The 25,899-nt window shown below is 33.5% G+C and carries 19 protein-coding genes, 1 pseudogene and 1 other annotated feature; of the genes and pseudogenes, 2 read left to right on the top strand and 18 right to left on the bottom strand.

The window, feature by feature from the left end:
• Nucleotides 1–145 precede the first annotated feature (145 nt).
• Entirely contained in the window at nt 146–1,432 is a 1,287-nt protein-coding gene (gene larC, locus J5G60_RS05485) for a nickel pincer cofactor biosynthesis protein LarC (RefSeq protein WP_442870513.1), read from the bottom strand.
• A gap of 191 nt (nt 1,433–1,623) precedes the next feature.
• Here larC and J5G60_RS05490 point away from each other — a divergent pair, with 191 nt between their 5' ends.
• Both J5G60_RS05490 and J5G60_RS05495 read left to right on the top strand, forming a co-directional pair.
• Nucleotides 1,624–2,235: a DNA-3-methyladenine glycosylase gene (locus J5G60_RS05490; protein WP_150356151.1), complete on the top strand. Its 612-nt coding sequence runs from the start codon at nt 1,624–1,626 to the stop codon at nt 2,233–2,235.
• Between the two features lie 24 nt (nt 2,236–2,259).
• Nucleotides 2,260–2,541, top strand: a complete 282-nt coding sequence (locus J5G60_RS05495; RefSeq protein ID WP_150356150.1) for a GIY-YIG nuclease family protein — start codon at nt 2,260–2,262, stop codon at nt 2,539–2,541.
• Between the two features lie 96 nt (nt 2,542–2,637).
• Here J5G60_RS05495 and J5G60_RS05500 read toward each other — a convergent pair whose 3' ends face one another.
• From J5G60_RS05500 to J5G60_RS05580, 17 genes and pseudogenes are all read right to left on the bottom strand, one after another.
• Nucleotides 2,638–3,705, bottom strand: a complete 1,068-nt coding sequence (locus J5G60_RS05500; RefSeq protein ID WP_150356149.1) for a mannose-1-phosphate guanylyltransferase — start codon at nt 3,703–3,705, stop codon at nt 2,638–2,640.
• 83 nt (nt 3,706–3,788) lie between these two features.
• Nucleotides 3,789–4,673, bottom strand: a complete 885-nt coding sequence (locus tag J5G60_RS05505; protein ID WP_150356148.1) for a sulfite exporter TauE/SafE family protein — start codon at nt 4,671–4,673, stop codon at nt 3,789–3,791.
• A gap of 238 nt (nt 4,674–4,911) precedes the next feature.
• Complete coding sequence (locus J5G60_RS05510) at nt 4,912–5,793, bottom strand: sulfite exporter TauE/SafE family protein (RefSeq protein WP_150356147.1); 882 nt, start codon at nt 5,791–5,793, stop codon at nt 4,912–4,914.
• Nucleotides 5,794–5,876: 83 nt separating this feature from the next.
• On the bottom strand, nt 5,877–6,884 hold the full coding sequence (locus J5G60_RS05515) for a proline racemase (protein WP_150356146.1): 1,008 nt from the start codon (nt 6,882–6,884) through the stop codon (nt 5,877–5,879).
• A gap of 2 nt (nt 6,885–6,886) precedes the next feature.
• Nucleotides 6,887–7,357, bottom strand: a complete 471-nt coding sequence (locus J5G60_RS19025; protein WP_150356145.1) for a glycine/sarcosine/betaine reductase component B subunit — start codon at nt 7,355–7,357, stop codon at nt 6,887–6,889.
• An 11-nt stretch (nt 7,358–7,368) separates the two neighbouring features.
• The gene (gene prdD, locus J5G60_RS19030) at nt 7,369–8,130 is read right to left on the bottom strand and encodes a proline reductase cluster protein PrdD (RefSeq protein ID WP_150356144.1); all 762 of its coding nucleotides are present in this window, start codon (nt 8,128–8,130) and stop codon (nt 7,369–7,371) included.
• Between the two features lie 118 nt (nt 8,131–8,248).
• The gene (gene prdB, locus J5G60_RS05530) at nt 8,249–8,974 is read right to left on the bottom strand and encodes a D-proline reductase (dithiol) protein PrdB (RefSeq protein WP_150356143.1); all 726 of its coding nucleotides are present in this window, start codon (nt 8,972–8,974) and stop codon (nt 8,249–8,251) included.
• Nucleotides 8,974–9,234, bottom strand: coding sequence for a CBO2463/CBO2479 domain-containing protein (locus J5G60_RS05535; RefSeq protein WP_150356142.1), 261 nt, complete (start codon nt 9,232–9,234; stop codon nt 8,974–8,976). Before J5G60_RS05535 ends, prdB begins: the two co-directional genes overlap by 1 nt.
• Nucleotides 9,235–9,252: 18 nt before the next feature.
• Nucleotides 9,253–11,058 carry a D-proline reductase (dithiol) proprotein PrdA gene (gene prdA / locus J5G60_RS05540; protein WP_190972163.1) on the bottom strand — a complete coding sequence of 602 codons (1,806 nt, stop codon included), beginning with the start codon at nt 11,056–11,058 and terminating at the stop codon, nt 9,253–9,255.
• Nucleotides 11,059–11,341: 283 nt separating this feature from the next.
• Nucleotides 11,342–11,597 (bottom strand): annotated as a pseudogene (locus J5G60_RS05545) (D-proline reductase (dithiol) proprotein PrdA); the annotation flags it as partial.
• Nucleotides 11,598–11,626: 29 nt separating this feature from the next.
• Nucleotides 11,627–12,934 carry a proline reductase-associated electron transfer protein PrdC gene (gene prdC / locus J5G60_RS05550; protein WP_150356140.1) on the bottom strand — a complete coding sequence of 436 codons (1,308 nt, stop codon included), beginning with the start codon at nt 12,932–12,934 and terminating at the stop codon, nt 11,627–11,629.
• Nucleotides 12,935–13,300: 366 nt separating this feature from the next.
• Entirely contained in the window at nt 13,301–15,049 is a 1,749-nt protein-coding gene (gene prdR / locus J5G60_RS05555) for a sigma-54 dependent transcriptional regulator PrdR (protein ID WP_150356139.1), read from the bottom strand.
• 178 nt (nt 15,050–15,227) lie between these two features.
• Entirely contained in the window at nt 15,228–19,307 is a 4,080-nt protein-coding gene (locus J5G60_RS05560) for an AAA domain-containing protein (protein ID WP_150356138.1), read from the bottom strand.
• A 171-nt stretch (nt 19,308–19,478) separates the two neighbouring features.
• A complete protein-coding gene (locus J5G60_RS05565) occupies nt 19,479–20,078 on the bottom strand; it encodes a DedA family protein (RefSeq protein WP_150356137.1) in 600 nt (199 codons plus the stop codon).
• Nucleotides 20,079–20,151: 73 nt separating this feature from the next.
• Entirely contained in the window at nt 20,152–21,150 is a 999-nt protein-coding gene (locus tag J5G60_RS05570) for a LacI family DNA-binding transcriptional regulator (protein WP_150356136.1), read from the bottom strand.
• A gap of 180 nt (nt 21,151–21,330) precedes the next feature.
• Entirely contained in the window at nt 21,331–24,435 is a 3,105-nt protein-coding gene (gene ileS / locus J5G60_RS05575; RefSeq protein ID WP_150356135.1) for an isoleucine--tRNA ligase, read from the bottom strand.
• 111 nt (nt 24,436–24,546) lie between these two features.
• Nucleotides 24,547–24,771, bottom strand: a binding site (T-box leader).
• A gap of 66 nt (nt 24,772–24,837) precedes the next feature.
• Nucleotides 24,838–25,827, bottom strand: coding sequence for an N-acetylmuramoyl-L-alanine amidase (locus J5G60_RS05580; protein WP_150356134.1), 990 nt, complete (start codon nt 25,825–25,827; stop codon nt 24,838–24,840).
• Between the last annotated feature and the right edge of the window lie 72 nt (nt 25,828–25,899).

Here is a 25,899-nt window from a genome sequence, read left to right on the forward strand (position 1 = left end):
TTATCATATAATATATGTTATTTATATACCAATATAATATAGCTTTTAACATATATTTGTCAATATTCAATTCAAACAACTACAGTCTATGATTTATAATTTTCATATAAACCACTCTAATATACTAAAATTGGTCCTTAAACCTTCATTGTTTTAACAACTTAGCCATAGTTTCTCTATATACTTCCTGTATACCCACTTTATTTTTCAGCGCAAGTTTTTTACAATCCTCATACTCAATTTTACTCTTTATCTTCTTTCCTTTATAATAGGCATTTTTTACATTGACCTCTCCATATTTGGTAATTACTTTTGTAAAATCCCTATTCAAAATATTTCTTTGCATTTTATACTTTCTAAAACCTATAGTTGTGGTTTGTGTCAGAATAATTTCTCTCATTTTTTCCTCTATTTCAGATTTATATAACACAGTAAGCTTTACTGCAGGTCTCTCTTTTTTCATGATTATAGGCGTCAAATATACATCTGACGCCCCATTTTCCAGTAAAGCATCCATTGTACATTGATACATTTCGGGGTTCATATCATCTATATTGCACTCTATAACCTGTATATCCTCTACCTTATAATCTTTATTATTAAAATCATGTTCACCTAGTTTTTCCCTATTAATTGATATATATTCAATTTTATGATTTTTATTCTCACTGAAATTTTTCCGTTTACCATCGTTTTCTGCAGGAATAGTTTCTCCTAAAAAGACCCTCAGTACATCTGGAATGCCATCATTATCTCTATTGCCTATGCCATAGCCTATTTTAGCTATTTTAAAATTTTTATTCTCTGTATATTTTGAAGAAAAATAAGATAATATTGCTGCACCTGTCGGAGTAGTAGCCTCAAATGGTACTTCAGATTTAATGGGAATATCCTTTAATATTTCCGCTGTGGCAGGTGCCGGTACCGGAAATACACCATGGGCGCATTTTACAAATCCCCTGCCAACTTCCACTTTAGAGGCTTCCACTTTATCCACTTTTAAATAATCAAAACATACGGCAGCCCCTACAATATCAACTATAGAGTCCACCGCCCCTACTTCATGAAAATGTATTTCATTTAAGGGTTTATTGTGTACTTTGGCTTCAGCCTCTGCTACCTTTTTAAAAATTTCCACACTTATATTTTTAACTCTTACGTTTAAATCACTGTAATTTATTATATCTTCTATATCATTTAAATTTCTATGATGATGGGAAGCATGGTCATGTTCTTTTTTCAGAATTACATCCACCTTAGTTCCTGATATGCCATTTTTTATATCCCTATGTGTATTAATTTCGTATCCTTTAACTTTTAATTTGGATAACTCTGTTGTTAAATATTCCACATCCACTCCTAGATCTATTAGTGCTCCCAAATTCATATCTCCACTTATTCCAGAAAAACAGTCATAATAAAGTATCTTCATAATTTTTAATCTCCTATAATCATTTGTCTAATAATGTGATAATATAATTTTACCATAAATATGAATATTTTGCATAGTTGAAACGCTCTTATCAAAAATGTGAAATTTTCACATTTAATTTGACAAAACAATCACCTAGTATATAATTTATTATATATCTCTCGTATAACATAAAAGGGGTTGTATTATTATTGAAAAAATTACAGCGGAATTTCTATAATAAAGACACTCTGTCTGTGGCAAAAAATCTTCTTGGCAAAATATTGGTTCACACTATCAATGGCAAAAGGCTATCCGGAAGAATAGTTGAGACAGAAGCTTACAAAGGTATTACAGATAAAGCCGCTCATTCCTACGGTGGAAGGCGGACCAAAAGAACTGAAGTCATGTACGGTCCCTGCGGTTTTTCATACGTGTACATGATATATGGAATGTATTATTGTTTCAATATAGTAACTGAAAAAAAAGACATACCTGAGGCAGTATTAATACGAGCCGTTGAACCTCTGGAAAATTTAAATGAAATATCTCTAAACAGATATAATAGATTATTTTCTTCTTTAAATAAGACCCAAATAAAAAATTTGACCAACGGCCCCGGCAAATTATGTAAGGGACTAGCCATAGGTAAAACTGAAAATAAGCTGGATCTTTACGGCAATACTTTATATATTGCAGAAGATAATTTCAGCAATTTTAATATAAAAAATGCTAAACGTATAGGTATCAGTTATGCTCAGGAGGCAGTAGATTATCCCTGGAGATTTTATATAGAGAATAATATCTATGTATCTGTCAAATAAATTTATGAAAGCGATTTTTATAACATGAATTACGTCTATATTTTAAAGTGTAGGGATGGCACTTTTTATACAGGATATACTAATAATTTAAAAAAAAGACTAAAAGCTCATAACAGTAAAAAAGGGGCCAAGTATACTAAGGGCAGGACTCCTGTAAAGTTAGTTTATTTTGAAGAATTTATCCTAAAAAAAGAGGCCTTACATAGAGAATATTCAATAAAAAAAATGAAACGTGAGGAAAAATTAAAATTGATCAAATCATTGAACTTAGAAGATAGATTTACGCAAAATATTTCCACCTTTTAATAATAAAATAAAGGATTTAGTATTAGAAAATCAGTCGATTTTAATACTAAACCCCTTTTGTCAATAAAGATCTACAATTAACTTTACGTTTAATATTTACAGATATTTCTGGAAATTGCTTTTATTTTTCAAAATGTCCACTAAATATTTTAATTCCTGATCTTTATTTTTATCCATAATTAAAAGTACATCTTTGCAATTTATCACAATTAAATCCTTTACTCCAAACATTACTATAAGTTTGTCATTTCCAAATACGGTACAGTTTTCGCTGGACTGCAGTACCGCATTTCCCTTTACATTATTTCCATCAAAATTTTTAAAAAGCCTTCCCAAAGCAGTAAAAGTTCCTATATCATCCCAAAAGAACTCACATTTAATTACATATGCCTTTCTGGTTTTTTGCATTATTCCAAAATCAACAGATATTCCATCTATAATTTCATATTGCTCCTTTACAGTTTCCTCCTCCCATTTCGTATTCAAGCTTTGATACATAGATAACATACATTTATACATCTTAGGAAGATACTTCTGCATTTCTCTTAAAAAAACATCTGCCCTCCACACAAATATTCCACTATTCCAAAGATATGTGCCTTTTAATATCAAATCTTTAGTTACTTCTATATTGGGTTTTTCCAAAAATCTCTCAACTTTAAAAGTGGCAGTTCCTAAATTAACCTTTTCCCCCATTTCTATATAACCATATCCAGTCTCAGGTCTGGTAGGTTTAATTCCCATGGTAACAAGGCCCCTTTTCTTTTCCGCAATCTGTACAGCCTGAGAAACAGTATCTAAAAACAACTTTTTATTTTCTATATAATGATCCGAAGGTAAAATTATCATAGTAGCGTCAGGATCTCTTTTTAATAGTTTCACCGCCGAAAAGCCAATACAAGTGGCAGTTTCCTTATTTTCAGGTTCTGCAAATATATTTTCTTTGTCTATATCTAAAAGCTCTTCTTGGACCTTATCTATATATTCTTCATTTGTAACTACATATATATTTTTTTTATCCACCAGAGGTATAATTCTATCTATGGTATTTTGTAAAAAACTCTTATCATTTACAATTTTTAAAAATTGTTTTGGATTTTTAGCCCTAGATAATGGAAATAGCCTTGTTCCTTTGCCTCCTGCAAGAATTAGCGCATATAACAATAACTTCACTCCAAATATAATGCTTACTATGTTTTATAATATGTGTAAGTCATTCTAAGTGTGAAACAGAATAATTTCACATTTTAAACTGGCTGAATTTTGCTTCTATTCTTACCTTTTGCTGATTTAAACATAATTACAGAAGTATATACTATAATCCCTATAACTACCCATTTTAATATGGAAAGCGGAAGTGATTTAACTACATAAGCAGCTATCAATACACCAATTGATCCAAATATCATAACAGGAAGAGGCGTTCTGGCATCATAAGCTCCCTCTTTTACAAATTTTACAGAGGCTGCCGCTTCTAAAAAAGCACAGGAACCCATCATTACTGGAAATGCTACTTTAGGGCTCATACCAAGAGTAAATACTAGAGCCATGCAGGGTGCGTAAATTCCTATACCAAGAGTCATAAATGCTCCAAATATAAAATTTCCAATTAAGCCTATGATCAACCTTACACCTGTTAAGCCAGTTGAAGCTCCTCCCGATGGCATTAAATTTATTTGTCCAGCAAACATTATAAAAGCCACTACTAAAAGCGCAGAACCCATACCTATTTCTATTTTTCTCTCATCCAATTTAGCTACAAATCCAGCTCCAAGTACGGCTCCAAGAGTAGCCGCTACAATCATAGATATCAGAGTAAAAGGTTCCACTTTGATCACATTTATAAATACCATAGCTTCCACTATTACAGGTATTGCACAGGAAACATTTAACGTACCGGGTATAGTTCTATCCTCAGTTAATTTAAAATTTTTTAATATGGCTGTGAAGATGGCAAAGCTGCCTATTCCCAAAGTGTCAAAAAAATTAACTATAAAGCCACTCACAGCAAAAGTCAAAAATTTTCTATTATCAATAGATTTGTTTTTTATCCTATCTATATAGTCTTTAATAAACACTGCTAAAAAATATAATGCTGAAATAATAAGTAATATCATTAAAATTTTAATCACTCACATCATTCCTTCCTATAATTGATTATTCGTTTACATAGTTAATAACTTAACATTGTTTTGCATAAATTTATTATTTAACTTGCAGTGTATTGAAAGGCCTCGTATCCCACTCACATGGGAACGAGGTCTTATATAATATCAATTCCAATTTTTACACATATGAGAATATTCTATAAATATCAGTGTGAGATTTCATGATAGCTCTATTATTTTATTAATTCTATAGCTATAAATTTTATGCTTCTACAGTCTTTTGCTTGTGCTTTGATGCGGATCTAAACATAGCTACAGATGTATAAACTAAAACAGCAATTACAACCCATTTCAAAATATTCAAAGGTAGTGACTTAACTATATATGCCGCTATCAGTACACCTATAATGCCAAATATAGTTATAGCCATAGAGGCCTTTCGGTCATAAGAATCTTCTTTTATAAATTTAGCTGAAGCAGCCGGCATCAAAAATGCACAGGAGCCCATCATTATAGGGAAAGCTACCTTAGGGCTCATTCCAAGTGCAAACACCAATGCCATACAAGGTGCATAAAGTCCTATGCCAAGTGTCATAAGAGCTCCCAATATGAAATTAGCTATTACAGCAACTACAAGTTTTGCCCCTGTAAGTCCTATTTCAGTTCCACCTACGGGCATAAGATTTAACTGACCTGCCAGCATTACAAATGCCACTACAATCAATGCAGCACCCATCCCCAATTCTACCTTTCTCTCGTCCAGTTTGGAAACTATTCCTGCACCTATTACCGCACCCACAGTTGCCGAAATCAACATGGCAAACAGTGTTACAGGCTCTACTTTTATAACTGTTATAAATATAAGTGCTTCAACAATTACAGGAATAGTACAAGATACATTCAAAGTACCGGGTAAAGTTCTATCTTTCGTAAGGTTGAAAAACTTTAACAATGCTGTGCTGGTTGCAAAACTGCCTATTCCAAGAGTATCAAAAAAATTTGCTATAAATCCAACTCCACCTAGTGCAAAGAAATTTGCTTTTTCTAATTTTTTTTCTTTAACGGCTTTTGCATAATCTTTAAAGAATAAAAATGCAAAGTACAATACCAAAATAAGCAGGATACCAAAAATTATTTTTACCACTAAAAGACCCCCTTTATTTTTTTCTTATAATTATAAATATTTTGCAAAAATCAATACAGTACTAAATTTATATATTTTTTAATTTATTTAAGGATGAACCCATATTTAACTGGATCATCAGGATCTATAAAGAACTGATTATGTCCTGTTATATAAGCAGAACCAGTTATCTGAGGAATAACTGCATCATAGTCTCCAACTTTAGTTGTCCCAAGTATTTTTCCTTTAAATTTTGTATTTATTATACTTTCATATACAAAGTCTTCATTTATATTAAGCTCTCCTCTTGCATAGAGAGTAGCCATTTTAGCACTAGTACCTGTCCCACAAGGTGATCTATCTAATTGTCCCTGTCCAAATATAACTGCATTTTGATAAGTAGCATCCTCACTTTTTGCGGGTCCCCATATTTCACATAAATCCACAGTTTTTATATGGGAAAGGGTAGGGTGTTGTATCTCTACTTGCTGATTTACTGACTTTATTATTTTCATTCCTACTTCTATTAATTTTTGTGCATTTTTAGGTTCTATTTCTATTCCCAAATTTTTAGCTTTAACTATGGCAAAGAAACTTCCTCCAAAAGATATATCCATCACAACTTTTCCCACGTCAGGCACTTCTACTTCTACATCCTTTTTATATAAAAATGCTGGTACATTGGTTATAGAAACTTCCTTTGCACTTCCGTTCTTTACTTTTACAGATGCTTGTATAAGCCCTGCAGGAGCCTCTAAAGTAAGTTTTGTAACCGGCTCGACAGCTTTTACAATACCAGTCTCCACTGCTACTGTAGATGCACCTATGGAGCCATGCCCACACATGTTCAAGTATCCGCCGCCATCCATAAATATTATTCCTATATCAGCCTTGTCTGTAGTTGGCTGTGTCAATATGGATCCAAACATATCATTGTGCCCTCTCGGTTCAAGCATTATAGCTGTCCTCAAATAGTCCATATGCTCTTCAAGATAAGCTTTTTTTTCTGGCATTGTATTGCCAGGAATATTCGGAACTCCCCCTACAACTACCCTTGTAGGCTCTCCCATTGTATGTGAGTCAATTGCAAATATAGTCCTTTCAATGTTCATGATTAATCCTCCTTATTTCTCATTTTTAATTTTAAAAAAGCTAATGCCTTTTTAGCATCCAATTCCGTCACATTGTTTTCTCCAACCACTTCAGTTTCGATACCCTCTTGCGACTTATTAAAATCTACTATGGTGTCCATATACTCATTAGTAACTACAAACTGCGCTTGAGTTCCCACAAAGCTCATCCCCACTATGGGTATATTTCTTTTGCCTATTTCTTCTATAGCTGTGGCAAAGTCTATGTTGCTGTTTCCCCATCCATCTATAGATACTATAGCCCCATCAGCCCTCATGGCTTCCACCCAGGCTGCTATTCTCTGGGCTACAAAAACCTTATCCTGGTTTTCCTGAGGCGTTCCTGCAACAATGACTCCCAGAAGATCTACATCATCGTCATTTGATACCACATCTAAAAGCGGATCTCTAAAATGATGTAACGTAGTCTCTTTTGTAGATGGTCCAATTCCCACTTTTATCACCTCTAATTCATAGCTCTCAATGCGCCATCCCTATACTCATTAGGGCTTAGTATTATAGGTATATTTCCCATATCTATTACAGATCTACATCCTATGAACCCACCTGGACTTTTAGCAAAAACCCCTGTATCATACATGGCTCCTTGTCCCGCCACCTGCTTTATTATAACAACTTTCTTTTTACCATATCTTATTCTATCAAAATACTCATATTTTTCACTACATTTTTCACCATGTACTTTTTTTAAATGTTCTCTTATTTCCTGAATTATCTTATCACAAACTTCATGAGCTGCCATAGGTCCCGGTCGGCTGCTTCCTTTCCCAGACTTTAATGTGACATTTACATTGATAATAGTATCATTCTTATCAGGTGTTCCAGCTTTTCCAAATACTACCTGTTCCTCAAGTATTCCTTCAGAAGAACCAAATTCAGCAACTTGGACTCCATCTTCATCTACGCCTGTCAGCATAACGTATACACCTGTTAAAACATGTGTTATTCCTTCACCAATTCTACCCAGCACCTTAACAGCTATAGGTGAAAAATCCATTATGGAATTTACAAAAATGTCATGTCTATTAGGTTCAATTATATTTAGATCTACTTTCTCAATAAGATCTTCATTTATATCTATATTATCCGCTATATCCTTTTTGATATATAAATTTTTACCCTCTATGGATGTATTATCTGCAAATTCCACCTTATCTATAGAAAAAGTTTTTATAACAAGTCTTCTCATTTTTCTCTCTTTATCCATATATCTCACCCTATTTTAAATTGTCTTATAGCAATTACAAACTTTTCAGTCTGTAATTGCCATAAATAAAACATTTCATTTAGCAAGAATTCTTAAATCGAGCACCATTTTATAAGCATCAAACTTTTGCTACATATTCATAAGGAAGTGGTACTATTGTGCCTGGAGTAGTTATCTTAGTAAGCTGTGTAAGTGCGTCCTTTACTATTCCAGTCTGCATCTCTATATTATGGGGTTCACCTGCGTTGGCACCCATAGGAACTCTTGGAGCAACTGCTCTTGGAGTACCTGTCTGCTTAACTACAGGAGGTAATGCTGCTATAATTATAGTAGGAATACCTATCTGTTCTATTGCTCTCTGCACCAATACTGCAGAGCGGTGGCAGGTTCCTCATCCAGCAGTCATTATAACTGCATCTACATCTTCATCTTTCAATATTTTAGCTATAGTTGGGCCAGTTTCCTCCCTGAATTTCTGTTGGTTTCCACCGCCGCCCATGAATCCTATATGAGTTGGTGCTACTGAACCAATGAAACCTGCTTTTGCCAATTCTCTCAATCTATCCAATGGAAACATACAGTTCACATCTTTGTTTACATCTCCATTATCATATCCTCCATGAGAAACCATAAGATCATCAGTATTAGTATCACCAGGGACTCTCCTAAATGTAAAATCTCCTGCCAAATTAAATCTTTTGTCTGTCTTTAAATGTACTCCTGCTGCAGAAGCAATGGCAATTTTCATATCTTTAAGTTCTTTTGTCACCGGAGCCCATACTGGAGGAGGAGTTATGGGCACATATATTTCTGATTGCAACCCTTTAACAACCGTTAAATCCATTATAGATTACCTTCCTTTCCGTTCTTTTTATCAATATTACTTATATATTTCTCATTAGCCTTTAATGAAAGTACTTCTGGGAAACTCATTTTAAATCCAACTTCCTGCCCTAATTTTAATGGGTAGTCCGTTATCAACATCCTGAGAGGTATTTTCAAATATCCTAGTCTTCCCTTCAAATCTATTCCAACGGCACCATCTTCGACCTGAACAATTATTCCCTGCATTTCAATGATCTTGTCACCGTATTTTAATTTCATCTAATTTACCCTCTTATATTAAGAATATTTCTCTTTCCTCTTCTTACTCATTGGAAGTGACTGTTCATTTTTAGCTCTTTCTATTTTTTCACCAGCAGTTTCTTCTACAAGATCCAGGTTATTTTCAAGCACGTTTCTATTGTATTTTCTTTCTGCCTTCTTAACATCTTCTCCTGCCATAGCTGCCTTAAGCATAGCAACACCTCTTACAGCATCTTCCGGACAAAGTGTATTACAGCCAAGTACTTCATTTTCTATTCCTGCTTCAGACTTATTATTGTCTATCATATACTTCATATACTTGTTCCCAACGACCAAAGCTCCCTGAACTGCACAGAATGAGAAAGCTACACAAGGTATTCCTCTCATACCTATCTGTTCCACATGGCTGGCAAAGTCAATGTGATTGTTTCCAAATCCTTCTGTCGTGACAAAAGCTCCATCTACGTCAAGTGCCTCTACAATCATTCCCATTCTCTCTGATACATAGAATTTCTCAGTATTTATCTGAGGGCTTCCCACAAATAATACTCCACAGAGATCCAGCTCTTCATCATTTAAAACTTGATGTACTAAAGGCTCTCTCCAATAATGCCTGGAGCACTCCTTAGATGCAGGTCCTATGCAGGTCAGTGCATGAATTCCTCCATCAGCTACCTCAAGAGGTGATAACATTACAGGAACATTTCCCAAATCTACATTTGGTTTTCCTCCAAGGAATCCAACGGGCTCTACAGGTAATATTAAATTATCATGCATTGCACCCTGGCCCATTATCTCTTTTACTATTATAACCTTTTTCTTACCAGGTCTTCTGACATGCTTAAACTCTTCTACATTTACCACCAAAGATTCATCATCGACCTTTTTAAGTGCCTCTCTTATTTCTTGCGTCAATACATCTGTAGCTTTATGAGCAGCTAAAGGTCCTCTTCTCTCCATGTTTGTCTTGGCTTGAATAGTCATCTGAGTTTTGATAAATATTTCTCCTTTGTCTGGACAGCTTGGTCTTCCCCATTGAATGTTTTCATCCAAATATCCTTCTGAAGAACCAAATTCTCCAATCTGAACTCCATTCTCATCAGTACCTGTGAGCATCATCACAACGCCATCCAATACTCTAGTTACCCCAGTGCCCAGCTTTGAGTCTCCCTCTTTTGTGGCAATTGGCTGTACATCCATTATGGTCTCACTGTAAGTGTGATATTTGTCGGGTGTTATTATGTCAATCTTCATATCCTTAACCAGTTGGCTCTCATCTACAGCATCCTTGCAAACAGCTTCTCTTATATAAAGAGTTGTTCCCTCTATTTTTGTCTCTGGTCCAAATTCTACTTTGTCGATCTTATAATGTTTTCTCGTAAGTGTTCTCATTACTTTTTCTTCTTCTGGAGCTTCTTTTCCACTCTTGCTTTCCACTACACCATTAACACCAGATATAGATTTTACTGCCGGTACTGTAACCCCATTTGCAGAAGATACTGCACCTAATCCTCCCAGTGGCAGCTCTATATTAATTCCCTTGCCTTCGGCAATTTTAATTTTAAGAACTCCGCTAGAAACACTGCTCGATTTACCAGCCCTTTCTTTTTTAACATAGCCTTCTAGAATATCTCCAGTTACAACCGTTAGAGCTGATGCATCAACTTTAAGTTTTTTTCCAATGACTTCTTCTCTTGAAAGCACATTTTCATCCAATTTAATTAATAGTGAATCTTCAAGTTTTTCAAAATTCATTGGATTTTCCAGATCAGCAGCTTCTATAGTATCTCCTGCTTTTTTGTTGTACTTTAGAACTGCCTTCTTCTCTCCTTCAGCATTCATTCATAATACCTCCTTATTCGTTTTTCAAGGTTCTTTGATCCTAAATTTTCTATTGAACTTTTTAAAACTTAATTTATATTTAAATCCTCTTTATACAGCTATTACCCTATATAAAAAGGAAGTTCAATATCTATTCCCCTGCCTTCTTCTATCTGTATTTTCAAAGTTCCACCAACTACTGAAACAGATGCATTTCCCTCATTTACCATGTTGTCTATTTGAGGGACTTTATCTTCTGTTGAATCCTCTTTAACTTCTTCTTTATCTTCCTTCTTACTTTCTGCAGTCTTAATTCCCTCCAAAATATCTGGAGTAAGTGGAGTTAGGGAATCTATGGTTTTAGTAAGCTTTGCCCCTATTACTTCCTTTACCTTAAGGCAATTATCAGGTATAGTCAGCAATCCTGAATCCACCATATCTGGAAATATATCTGGATCTTCCAGATTTTCAGCTGCGATAATGGTACCTTCTTCTGTTCTGCAGCATACAACAGCTACTTCATCCTTTACTTCTTCTGCATGTTCAGCACTCATTGACATATTGAATCATCCTCCTTGATTTTTATATTTTAAGATTCATGTTCCATTGGAAGCCTTCTTGTTAATGGATAGTTTACTGTTCTAAATACATGATCTGTATGATGATATACAGGCAATCCCATCTTAGGTGCACAGCACATTACCGTATTTGAACAATCGCTGCAGTTGGATATAAGAACCCTTTTCGCACCTTGTTTCTTTAAGTACATAATTGCCTGTGCCTGACCCGGACAATGCCCTGGAGTTTTACATTTGTTCGCACCTTTAATTTCCTCTACATTTTTACATTTAGTTACACCAACTACCTGGGAATTCATTTTGGAAGCCACATCTCTAAGTCTTGCTTCATTAGCTCCGCAAGCACATACCAAAAGTCCTATAGGGCCCTTGTACTCAGGAAAAGGTATGGTTACAATAGCTCCCCCTGAAGTTTTCGTCACTATTGCAGTGTCAATATCCTGTGAAGTCCCTGTATAGGGTCCTCCTATTATCAATTCACCGTATTCACCATCTATGCCGCCGCATTTTTCAATGAGACTTTTTATGCTTGTTCCTATAGGTACCTGAAAAAATACATTAGGTTCTATTCCTGATTTTAATTTTCCTATAACTGTTATATCTTTATCTATTACCGGCTTCCCATATTCTACCGCCATAGTTATGTTAAAAAGAGTCTCTGCATTCAGAACTACACAATCTGCATCTGCTGGAAGTTGAGTAGGTTCAAGCCATCTATCAAATATTGCATGAATAATAGCTCTTTCCTCTCCCATAGGATACATGTCAGGCAATTCCTTAATTTGTATGGAATTGTCATTTTTCAAACAATTTTTTAATACTTTTATAGCTTCTAAATGTTTAGACTTAATTGCTATATAGGCTTTTTTAGCACCAGTAGAACTCATAGCATATCTTATCCCTTTTATTATTTCCTCGGGTTTCTTTTCTATTCTCCCTATATTATGGTGAAGTACTGGCTCACACTCCACACAGTTGGCTATTATATATCCATTGGAAAGTTTAGTCTTTAATTTTATATGAGTTGGAAATCCTGCTCCTCCAGCACCTACAACTCCTGCTTCATAAACCGTATCAGCAATACTATCACATTTTTTAATTTTTACATATTCTTCTGACTGTTTGTCATCTGGTTTAATTACGATCGCCGAATCAGTTATTTTTACTACATTTCCTGAAACGCTGCTGTGTATTTTAGCTCCAAGACCTTTTGGTTCTGCTATACATTCTCCCCTTTTTATTCTCTGGCCTTCCTTTACAATAGGTGTATCAGGGCCTCCTACATGCATTTTAAGGGGAAAACTATAAAACTGTTCCATATTATCCCTCCTAAGTATTTAGGCTAATTCAACTGCCTACTAAATTTTAAAAGCATATTTTATGCCAATACGCTTTATTTTATACATACATGCTATAATGCTTACTAATGCTATATCTAGAAGCTATAAGTTTTTTTTATAGCTTCTATAAATATGAGTAAATGTATTATTTTTTGACACTTTTTGCAGTCGTAAATTCATTAATCTTTTATAAACCTTTACATGCCCCAATTATACTTTATTTTTTTAGTGTCAATAATTTAACACACTTGTTAAATTATTGACACTTCGATTGCCTACAAAAAAACACTCCAAATATTAGATTTCATCTAACATTTGGAGTGTACTTTAAAAAACGATAGATATTCACTTAAATTTACTTAATTTATAATAAAGAGTACTTCTTTTTATATTCAATATCTTTGCTGCCTTATTTTTATTCCCATGTACCATTTTCATCACTTTTTCTATGGTTTTTCTTTCTATATTCTCTGTTATTTTTTGTAGATCATATTTATTTTCATCATTATATTCATAATTTCTTATATTTTCATTTCTTATATATTCAGGTATAGATTTCACAGTTATTTTCCCATCGTTCGATAATACAACCATTCTCTGGATAACATTTTTTAGTTCTCTAATATTGCCATCCCATTTATAATCAGCTAAAATTTTATATATCTTCTCATCAATATAATTTATCTCTATACCTTCATCTTTCGATACCTGCCTAAAAAATAAATTAGATAAATCCCTTATATCCTCCCTTCTATCTTTCAAATCTGGTAATTTTATCTGCACCACAGCCAATCTATAAAACAAGTCCTCTCTAAATTTACCTTCCGATATCAATTCATTTAAGTTTTTATTTGTAGCGGATATTATTCTGGTATTGGTAATGATAGATTTTTCACTTCCCAGCCTGTATATAACTCCGTCTTGCAGTACCCTCAGCAGCTTTGCCTGCATTTCCATAGGCATATCACCAATTTCATCCAAAAATAGGGTGCCTTTATTGGCAAGTTCAAATTTGCCTATTTTACCCTTTTTTATAGCTCCCGTAAAAGCTCCCTCCACATATCCAAATAATTCACTTTCAAATAAATTTACAGGTATGGCACTGCAATTTATGGCTACAAAGCTTCCAGTTCTCTCACTGGCCTTATGTATTGCTTTTGCAAATACCTCTTTCCCTGTACCACTATTCCCTGTAATCAAAACACTGGTGGATGTAGGAGCCACTTTCTGGGCAATGGAAATTGCATCTATTATCTTTTTGTTTTTGCCTATTATAAATGAAAAATTATACTTGGAAGACAGCTCATTTTTATAGGCATCCTTAAAGAATTCTACCTTCTTTTTTTCATCTTCCAACTGTTTCGTTAAATTCACTTCATCTGTCATATCTCTGTCTGTTGATACCACAGCTATCAACTTTTTATCCGAATTATATATTGGAAAAGCACTCAGTACTACAAACTTGCCTTTAACTGGCTCGTGAAACACATTGTCAATTCTCTTTTCCGTATTCAATACTTTTAAAAGCATAGCATTTGGGAAAAAATCCCCTATATACCTATTCAATATATCCTTCAACTTAACACCATATACTCTCTCAGAAGCTTTATTCCAGTACTTTACTATTCCCTTTTCATTACACATGCATACGCCTTCATGTAAATTATCAAATACATAATTTTGGAGTTTAAAAAGCTCATCCATTTTTATATAAAATATGTCTCTAAAATTATTATTTGTAATAATCCCAATAATGTGATTGTTTTCTATGACAGGTAATCTTCCTATATTTTTTTTAATCATCAAATCCCTTGCATATCTAGCAGATGAATTACAATCTATAGTTGACACATCCTTAGAGGCATATTTAATTACAAAATCTTTAAATGATATTCCCATATTTCTGATCCTTATTGCGTCTTTCATAGTAAATATACCAATTAGTTTTTCATCATCATCCATTATTAAAACTTCATTTCTATAAGACTGCGTCATTTTATCAATAGCATTCTCTATAGTCTCATTACTGCATACCTTTACAAGCCCTTGCGTCATTATATCCCTAACTTTATAAACTAATTCAAAAATACTCATTAACTCACCTACCTATATTTTTAAATATACATATATAAAATATACCTGCATACTTATTTTATCATTAGTTGAGCATACATTTAAACTATTTCTTAAAATCAATTAGTCATAAATAAAAAATAGTCCTTTAAAAATTTCTCAAGAACTATTTTTTCTACTAAACAGATTCTGCTTATAATTATACTACTTTTAGGGCTTCCGTATCTGATGTCTGTAAACTATATCTTTCAATTCCCATGTTATTCAATTTATTCCACAGCTTTTCCATGGTTTTTTCAGGTTCATAATAGAATTCACCCCCCATTATCCTATAAAACACCCATCCTGCTCTTTCTAAATCCAGCTGTCTTTCTACTGCCTCCTTCCAATTATATTCTTCAGATGGAACATCGCCGTCACATATTACGGCAACCCTATTTCGCATACCTTCTACAATAAAATCCATATTGTATTTACCTATTTCTACTTTAGGAGTGACTTTATACCCTCTACTTTTTATAAGATTATAGACATCTTTTTGAAATTCAGTTTGAAATATATATTCTACATTTCCACTATTTTTATCATGTTTGTTATAGTTCAGACAGTAATTGAGAAGAGAATACCGTACACACTCCTCATTTAAATCTTTCAGATCTACAGAATGAAACAGCCACATTTGATTTCTAGCCCTACTTGCTGCCACATTAAACCTCTTAATATCATTTTCTTTTGTAAGAGGTGCAAATTTTACATTTTTAGAAATCACCATAGACAAGAACATTATGTCCCGTTCATCACCTTGAAAAGAATAAGCGTCTCCGCATATAAGTTTTCTCCTTATAATTTCTTTTACACCTATTTTATCCTTTAACATATTTTCAATAAGTCGTCCCTGTGCCTCACCAAGCAGTGATATAACACCCATAGACATATTTGAATATTTACTATCCCTGCAGCAGGCTGCAACTTTGTCTACCAAATATTCAGCTTCTTTAATATTTACCGGTTTACTGGAATCCCTAACTCCCTCCTCTACCTTAATTGTATTTATAACAGGATAAAATCTCTCATTGATTCTAGGATATCTTAAAGTCAACATTTCTCCGGAATAAACCAAATTATTGCTGAAGTTTATTATTTCAGGTACACATCTAAAATGTTCTTTCAGCATAAGTCTAGCTGGGAATACTCTCAGTGCCGTATCATAAAGACTTGTCTGTAAATCAAACCACTGTCTTTGAGGTATTTCTTTTAAATATTTATTTATTAAATTGTACATAGTCCTCTGATCAACACCCACAACTTCTGGACTTATCTGATTATCATCTCCTACTATAACTGCCCTTTTGGCTCTCATTAGCGCACACAATGAAAACAAATCACTTTGGCTGCTTTCATCAAATATTATTACATCAAACATATTTTTTGAAAGCTTTACATTTTCTATAACCCTGTTTAATGGCATAATCCATACTGGAATGATCTTTTTGCACTTCTCCATTTCCCTCTGGGCTATTTTTCTGTACTCAGGTACCATCTTACCTCTGCCCTTTCCAATCCTCTTCACTGCCTGCATCCATGAAAACAAACTTCTCTTTTCATTTTCCGTAGTTCTAAGTATTTGATTATACCATGTATTTTTTGAAACTATATCTTTTATGATTTCTTTCTCCCTATTCTTTTCTATTCCTATGGCCTCTTCTATTTTTTCTAGATTTAGGCTATACATGTGATTTAACAAACTATTCCACTGTGCCCATTTCCACGCCTTTGTCCAATCATTAAATTTCTCTTTTCCGCAGTCCCAGTCGTCTATTATATTTTTAGCAGTTTTAGGACATATTCTATTTAATTTACCTATTAACTCATCTACCTTAAGACATTTATTCTTTACCCCTTTAATTTCTCTTAATTCCTGTAATGTCGCTTTAACTTGGTTTACATTCAAATTGTCCACAGCTTCATAGAGTTTTTTTAATTCTCCTGTATTATTTATTGTCTTTTTAAATACTTCTATGTAGGCCTTATCATTATTGTATATATCAATGCCTTTTATAGCTGATACACATTTGACTAGATAATCATAGGATTCTCTCTTGTGCCAGTCCATGTCCTGCGGAACTGATATCCTCCCCAGTCCTTCTTCTATTGGCCTTTTATATTTTACATCCCAATTTACAATTTCGTACAAATAGCTTAGATTCTTTTCCATCAAAATTATATCAGAAGGTTTTATGGAAGCAGCCATTACCTTTAGCCCATAATCTCGCATAGTATTATTCCACATATTTCTCAATTCATTAATAACCTGTTTCTGTCGAACATGTAGTCTAATTATTATTGCTTGTTTCATATTCTTCAAAGGCATTCCGTCTATCTTACAATTTTTTAATACATAATTACATTCAGGATGTATAAGTGTAAATAACTTTCCTATTTTGCCATTCCTGTCAAAGGAATTATATAATATATCAAAACTCTCTGAAAATTTATCAGTATCAATATCATCGGAAATTTCTATTTTATGATCTCTAATCTGATCTCTAACTTTACTGAGTATCAACATGCAATTATTACTCTTATACAGAAGATCTTTGAGAGTCTGCCTTACCAATTTACTGCTATAATAACTATTAAATATATCACCCCACACGCCTTCTCCTAACACTGCAATTTTATTCCTACACTCATCTAGCAGCTCTAATAATTTATCATAGTTGCACCTATTGTTACAAGGTATATGCCACCCTTCTAAAATTTCAATATATTTATGATATTCCAATCTCACTTTTTTATACTCTGATATCCTATTGCAAATTTCATCATCAGGCAATTTCTCTATTATTCCCTTAACATTATCAAATTTACGTTTTTGATTTTTATTCAATATTTTTCTCAAATATATTAATAAATTGAATTCTTTCTCCGATAATGGCATAATGTCATCCATATGGATCTCATCTTCCAGCCAACAATACTTTCCCCTATTATTTCTAACCCATTTAGCAATATCCATGGAGCTGTATTCTCTGCCGTTATAACTGATGCCCCTATTTTCTAGCTCCTGTATATCCCTAAATTTTCCATATAATTCCCCCTGTCTTTTTTTACAAAAATCCAACTTCTTTTTTAATAATTCAACTTCTTTACATATACCCTCAGCATCCACAGATAAAGTATCCGTTATTTTCCGCACTGATTCATTGAGTCTGTTTAAGGAATTGGGATCATTACCCAATACACTGATACATAATGGTCTTATTTCTTCAGGTATCTTCTCTGTCAGTACTTTAAGTGCCCTTCCCGTTTGACTTGTCACCAATACCCTTTTACCATGGGCAAGAAGGTGGCATATTAAATTAACTATAGTATGACTTTTACCTGTTCCTGGAGGTCCTTGAACAACTACCCCATAATTTTGGGCCATCTTTTTTATTATCTCCTTCTGTTCTAAATTTGCAGGTAATGGGAAAAGTACATTTTCCCCGACTTTCTCCCACTCACGTCTTTCTTTCTCATCACAATCTATAGTCTTTTCATTTACCAATGCCTTTACAGTTTCAGGTATTTCACATCCATTGTCTATGGCTTTAATTATATTATTTATCTCAACTTGCCATAATCTAGCATTATTTTTTCTTACAAAAATGACGGATGTGTTATAGATATTTGGACGTTGCTGAAAATCAACTCTTTTTTTAGAAAAACTACTTTTTTTAAATTCCCCAGGAGCATCTATATGAGAAAGAAGTTTTAAAAATATGCCCTCGATCTGTCTCAAGTTTCTTGGATCCAAATTAATTCTATTCACTTTATCGGCCAGTGCAAAAATGCCCTGCATATTACACTCCTCAAACCCTTCAAACAAAGAAATTTCCAGTACAGTCCTATTTGAAGGTGTTAAGACAAATACTTCCCTCCTTTTATTAAATTCTATTTTCATCCTGGTATTTAGTATAGGATGAATAATCTTTTCATTTTCTCTCTTCCATATGAGTAACCCTTGTCCAAAAACTATTTCAAAACCTTCCTCGTTTTTCTCATTCTCCTGATATATATGGAAAAACTCTTCATATAGTCTGCCGCATTTCGCATTTATCTCAATCCAAGGTTCATTTACCGCCAATTTGTTTACACTACATCCCTGTACATGAAAAAATTCCTCTTCCCAATATAATTTTTCATAATCATAAACACTTTTTATAACCTTCTGATTTAACTTCTTTAAGCTCAATAAATAAGAAAATATATTTTTTACTCTATCCCTATAATCCATGATTTCCCCTCCTAATAATGGCCAACTAAATATTATATTTACTTTTATGTTAAATTATACCATTAAATAAATAAAATTTCAAAACTTTCGTTAAACAAAATTCAAACATTCATGACGGTATTTTTCTACAATTATTTAAAAATTAAAGGAAGTAAGTTTTAACGTAAAAACTTACTTCCTCAATTTTCTCCTTATTATTTTATAGAACACAAACCCTATTATTATAACCACCAGAGCTATATCGGCAAAATGAAACCATTCCCGTATAATTGTCCATTTTTCTCCCATTTTATATCCTGCATATCCTAAAAATATACTCCATAACAGGGAACCCAATAGAGTATAAACAACAAATTTCTTAATCTCCATTTTACTTATGCCTGCAGGAAGGGAGATAAAGGTCCTGATTATAGGTAATAGTCTGGAAAAAAACACAATTTTTTCTCCATACTTATTAAAATAATAATCACTCTTTTCAAGGTGAGATCTAGACAGCCTAAGCTTATCCGCATATTTTTCCACTAAAGGCCTTCCTCCTATTTTCCCAATATAATAGGCTCCTATAGATCCCATCGTTCCACCTAATGTTCCAAAAATTATAACAAGTACTGGATTCAGTCTTCCCGTAAAGCTCAAATATCCTCCAAAAGGCAATATAGCTTCACTTGGAATAGGTATACAGGCGCTTTCCAAAGCCATCGCCATAAATATGCCTGTATATCCAGTTTTATCCAAAACAAAAATAACTACATTTATTATTTTTTCTACCATTACTATTTCCTCTCTTGCCGGGATGCATATATATTACTAACGATCTATAGAAAAATAGTACTTTTAGACATAACTATTTTTTACAGGAATCTCTTTCAATCAATTCATGTGGCAATACATAATTTCTCTCTTTTAATTCTTCTTTGTTTATCATCTTTATAAGCATTCTCATACCCACAGATCCCATATCATAAATAGGTTGTGATACAGTAGTTAATTTAGGATAAAATATGGATGCCAAATATATATTGTTAAAGCCCATAACATCTATATCATCAGGTACGCTAATTCCATTATCTCTAAGTGCATTTATAACCCCTATGGCTATTTCATCACTAGTACAAAATATTGAATCTATTTTGGCTTTATTTAATATTTCATTTATCCCCTTATATCCATTTTTCGCTTTGGAACTGGTAAAATAAATTTTATCTCTGTCAAGTTTTAAATTATTTTCCTCAAGAGCCCTTTTATATCCCTTATACCTCACGGCACTGGCATTGACCGTATCTTCTCCAGCACCTATGTATGCTATCTTTTTGTTGCCTTTTTTTATCAAATATGCAACTCCATCATAGGCTGCCTTTTCATTGTCAATGGTTACACTGGGGATATTTTCTTTTTTATTTGTACTTTCAACTAAAACCATAGGAAATTCAAGTTGTTTTATGAGTTCCAGAATATTTGGTTCAAGAGAATTACTCATATATAAAACTCCATCTACCATTTTTTCTTTTAGAACTTTTAAATACTCCATTTCTTTTTCTATATTTAAATCAGTATTACACAGCATTATATTATAATCATATATATTTGCCACATCCTCGGCTCCCCTTACAATTTCAGGGTAGAATTGATTGGATATATCTGGAATTATTATCCCTATAGTTCTAGTCCTCTGTGTCTTAAGACTTCTTGCCACTATGTTGGGTCTGTATCCCAATTTTTTAATAGCTGCCAATACCCTTTTCTTAGTCTCTTCATTTACAACGTCTACATCATTAAGTACTCTAGATACTGTAGCTATCGAAACTCCAGCTTCTCTCGCCACGTCTTTAATTGATGCCGCCACTTTATACCACCTACCAATTTGCGTTTTTTATAATTATACTTATAAAATTACATTATTACAAGATAATTTACATATTTTTATCAATTATCATTATTTTAAGCCATAAAATTAATTTTGATACCCCAGATTTCGGATAAAACAAATAATTTTTCTGAAATCTGGGAATCTGAACAATATAATTTATTTCACTAATTCAACAGCTATATCAAGCTCCTTCCCGTTAATATTACATTTATTGTATTTTCTATCGGCATTATAAATAATATTTAATGAAAGAGTCTCTTTTTTAATTCGGTTTTCAAATTTCTTTACTACAGTTTCAAGTTTATCATTTCCGGAAATATACAAGTTTATCTTATCTGCAACTTCAAAACCGCTTTCTTTTCTCATATTTTGTATTTTGCTTAAAATTTCTCTTAAATTTCCCTCTTCTTTAAGTTGTTCTGTAACTTTAGTCTCCAGAACAATTCCTATGCTTCCTTCGCTTGCAAATGCAAAACCTTCAAGACCTTCCATAGTAATAAGAAGATTATCTGAATTCAATTCTATTTCAGAACCTCCTACGTTTATTTTTACAGCTTCGTTGTTATTTACCTTTTGTGCAAGCTCTACCTGATCCATAGAAGATATCTCTTTCGTTATTTGAGGTATCAATCTTCCATATTCTTTGCCCAATACAGGCAAATTGGGCTTTATGTTAAAGTTGACATATTTTGATAGATCCGCATTGAATTCAATATTTTTAATGTTCAACTCCTCTTTTATTATATCTCCGTAATATTGAGGTAAAGTTTTTATACTTACAAGCATTTCTAAAAGAGGCTGCCTATTTTTGATATTGGCGGTGTTTCTAGCACTTCTTCCCAGCTTAACTATCTTATAAGCTTCTGCCATATCCTTTTCCAAATCCTCATTAACAGCACTGGCATCATATTTGGGCCACTTACATAAGTGTATACTTTCCGGAGCATCTTTATCAAGGTTTACCACAAGATTTTGATAAATCTCCTCTGTCATAAATGGTACGAAGGGTGCAGCCACCAAAATCAGCGTATTCAATACTTTATACAGAGTTACATAAGCACCTATTTTATCTTCTGTTAAATGGTCACTCCAGAATCTTGTTCTATTTCTCCTCACATACCAGTTAGAAAGCTGATCCACAAAATCTCCAATATTTTGGGCTGCCTGAGTAATTCTATAATGATCCAGATGATCTTCAGTTTCCATTATAAGTGAATTTAATCTTGAAACTATCCATTTATCCATTATATTTTTGCTTGTAAACCCTTTATAGTCCAGTGGATTGAAATTATCTAAATCCGCATAGAGCACATAAAATGAATATACATTCCACAGAGTACCCAAAAACTTTCTCTGACTATCCTGAACTGCTTCCTCGTAAAATCGTGATGGAAGCCAAGGTGCACTTTCAGTATAAAAATACCATCTAGTTGCATCCGCCCCCTCATTTTCCAGTGCCACCTCTGGGCTCAATACATTTCCCTTATGTTTTGACATTTTTAATCCATGCTTATCCAGTACATGCCCTAGTACCAGACAATTTTCAAAAGGACTTCTGTCAAACAGAACCGTGGATATAGCCATAAGAGTATAAAACCATCCCCTGGTCTGGTCTACAGCTTCAGATATAAATTGAGCGGGGAAATTTTCTTTAAAAAGTTCTTTGTTTTCAAAGGGATAATGATGCTGCGCAAAGGGCATGGATCCTGAATCAAACCAGCAGTCAATTACATCTGAGGATCTATTCATCTCTCCACCACATTTTGGACATTTCAATTTAACTCTATCAATATACGGTTTGTGAAGTTCTATACTTTCAGGTACATTTATCCCCTTTTCTTTTAATTCTTCAATGCTTCCTATACACTCTTTGTGACCACATTCGCATTCCCATATTGGAAGTGGAGTACCCCAATATCTTTCTCTGCTGAGCCCCCAGTCTATCACTCCTTCTACGAATTTTCCAAACCTACCTGTTCTTATATTATCAGGATACCAATTTGTATTATTGGTATTCCTAACCAGCTTATCTCTAACTGATGACATTTTAATAAACCAGGTATCTCTTGGATAATACAGGAGAGGAGTATCACATCTCCAGCAAAATGGATAGGAATGGGTGAATTTTTCCGTTTTATAGAGTATTCCATTTTCCTTTAAATATTCTATTATTTTAGGTTCTGCATCTTTCACAAAGAGTCCTTTCCATGGTGTAACTTCTTCCTTAAATTTCCCCTGTGTATCTACAGAATTGGTCATAGGTATACCATACTTTTTACAGCTGTTACTGTCATCCTCACCAAAAGCAGGAGCTGTATGAACTATTCCCGTTCCATCTGTCAATGTCACATAATCTGCATGAAGTACATAATGTGCTCTTCCTTGAAAAGATGCAAAATTAAACATTGGTTCATAATCTAATCCTACCAGTTCTTTCCCCTTAAATCTTCTTAAAACCTTATATTCGTCTTCTAATTTCTCTAAAAGGGCCTCTGCCAATATTAAACGTTCTCCTCTATTTAGCACTTCCACATAATCATAATTTTCATTTACCGCCAGTGCCATGTTGTTGGGAAGTGTCCATGGAGTTGTGGTCCAGGCAAGCATATATTTATTTTCACCCTTGAGTTTAAATTTAACATATATTGATGTCTCTTTTACATCCTTATATCCCTGCGAAACCTCATGAGAGGAAAGTGCAGTACCACACCTCGGACAATAAGGTACAACTTTATGACCTTTATACAAAAGACCCTTTTCCCAAATTTTCTTTAATGCCCACCACTCTGATTCTATATAATCATTGTGATAAGTTACATAGGGATTATCCATATCAACCCAGAAACCTATTCTGTCAGACATTTTTCTCCACTGGCTCACATATGTAAATACACTGTCTTTGCATTTTTTTATGAAATTTTCCACTCCATAATCTTCTATCTGTGGTTTTCCTGATATTCCAAGGCTTTTTTCAACTTCAAGTTCTACTGGAAGTCCATGTGTATCCCATCCTGCTTTTCTTAAGACTCTATACCCTTTCATGGCTTTATATCTTGGTATAAGATCTTTTACAACTCTAGTCAAAACATGGCCTATATGAGGCATTCCATTGGCAGTTGGAGGTCCATCATAAAAAGTAAAATATTCTCCGTCTTCATTCTCTTTAAAGCTCTTCTCCTCTATTTTTTTGTCTTCCCATAATTTCAGAACATCCTTCTCCCTCTCTACAAAACTTTTATCATTGTCAATTTTTTTATACATGATTTGACCCCTTTCTATTCTTATTGTTAAGTTTTTACTACTATGTTTATTTTATACACAGTACGAAATGCAATATATAACTTTAATTATTTACAATAAAAAACTTCATCCAAATAGGACGAAGTTTTATTCGTTATACCACCTATGGTAATACTTTTTACTATTATATTCTTTTCTTTAACGCAGAATTACGTGAAAGCTTACTCAAAATAATAAAACATCTTTCAACTTCCAAACTCCAAGGTGATTTTCTCCAAATTATTCTATGAGTTCTCAACACCCTCACTCTCTGTAAGTAATATAAACTTGGATACTCTCCTTCTTCAACGTTTTTAAAACAATCATGATATAATTTCCTTTTATTATATTATATGAGCTTTTTATTGTCAATTTATTTTTCTATCAATAACCGAGAGTTTGTAATATACCATCAGCTATAGCTTGTGCAAATTTTTGCCTGTACGCATCACTATTTAGTTTTGCCGCATCACCTGGGTTAGTTACAAAACCCAATTCTACAAGAACCGCCGGGGCATTTGTATTTCTGATCACATAAAGCCCGCTTTTATATAATTCGGTGTCATACTTTATTCCCCTGTCATACATTCCAACTTCTCTTATTATGCTGTTTTGTATATTTGAGGCCAGCCTTTGGCCTTTTGTACTCCCTGGATAAAAATAAGTTTCAGTACCGTTGGCACCAGATTCATTAAAATAGTTGGCATGGATACATACAAAATAGTCGGCATTTGCATTATTTGATATGTCACAGCGCTTTTGAAGGCTGTCTGCAACACTCATGGGCGTAGAACGCATATCCGTAGTTCTGGTATACACCACATTTACTCCCTTGCTTTCAAGTATCTTTCCAGTTTTTAGTCCTACCGCTAAAGTGATATCATCCTCCTGAAGACCATTTATTCCCGTAGCGCCTATATCCTGTCCCATACCATGTCCTGGATCAATAGTAACAGTATACTTGCCATTGGAAGCTGGCTTGGCTTTTATTATAAACTGCATTTTAACATCATCTTTTTTTAAGCTCCTGCCATTTATTGATTTTAAACCGCTCTTTATAATCAAATTATAAGTTTTGCCATATGTATATGGAGCTTCAGGACTAACTATCACACTACTTCCATCACCTCCAACCTGTAAAGAAACTGGAACTATATTCCCTTCGCTGTCCGTTACAACTATGTTGGAATTATTTACTGTACTTGTATCCACCTTCATGCTAAACTTTACATTCCATGATTTAGTAGGCTCTACATCCTTTCCTATGAGTTTTCCGTCAAAGTCAGATGCTTGTACAATATTAATTCCTGCAAGTGCTGCAAACATTAGCACAAAACCTACTAGCAGTACCATATAAATTTTTATGTTTTTCAATCAATCACCTCCATATGAACCTTACATTATTTTATTATAATATAAAAATTATAAATATGTCTCTTATAAACA

The organism is Clostridium sp. HV4-5-A1G (assembly GCF_900184915.1).
GTDB classification, from domain to species: domain Bacteria; phylum Bacillota; class Clostridia; order Clostridiales; family Clostridiaceae; genus Clostridium_B; species Clostridium_B aromativorans.

What these genes read in the sequence shown, in the direction of transcription:
- prdA (WP_190972163.1), bottom strand. Translation starts at nt 11,058, where the DNA reads ATGAATGCTGAAGGAGAGAAGAAGGCAGTTCTAAAGTACAACAAAAAA.
- ileS (WP_150356135.1), bottom strand. Translation starts at nt 24,435, where the DNA reads ATGTATAAAAAAATTGACAATGATAAAAGTTTTGTAGAGAGGGAGAAG.
- prdC (WP_150356140.1), bottom strand. Translation starts at nt 12,934, where the DNA reads ATGGAACAGTTTTATAGTTTTCCCCTTAAAATGCATGTAGGAGGCCCT.
- larC (WP_442870513.1), bottom strand. Translation starts at nt 1,432, where the DNA reads ATGAAGATACTTTATTATGACTGTTTTTCTGGAATAAGTGGAGATATG.
- prdD (WP_150356144.1), bottom strand. Translation starts at nt 8,130, where the DNA reads ATGGATAAAGAGAGAAAAATGAGAAGACTTGTTATAAAAACTTTTTCT.
- J5G60_RS05495 (WP_150356150.1), top strand. Translation starts at nt 2,260, where the DNA reads ATGAATTACGTCTATATTTTAAAGTGTAGGGATGGCACTTTTTATACA.
- J5G60_RS05560 (WP_150356138.1), bottom strand. Translation starts at nt 19,307, where the DNA reads ATGGATTATAGGGATAGAGTAAAAAATATATTTTCTTATTTATTGAGC.
- J5G60_RS05515 (WP_150356146.1), bottom strand. Translation starts at nt 6,884, where the DNA reads ATGAACATTGAAAGGACTATATTTGCAATTGACTCACATACAATGGGA.
- J5G60_RS05565 (WP_150356137.1), bottom strand. Translation starts at nt 20,078, where the DNA reads ATGGTAGAAAAAATAATAAATGTAGTTATTTTTGTTTTGGATAAAACT.
- J5G60_RS05535 (WP_150356142.1), bottom strand. Translation starts at nt 9,234, where the DNA reads ATGAAATTAAAATACGGTGACAAGATCATTGAAATGCAGGGAATAATT.
- prdR (WP_150356139.1), bottom strand. Translation starts at nt 15,049, where the DNA reads ATGAGTATTTTTGAATTAGTTTATAAAGTTAGGGATATAATGACGCAA.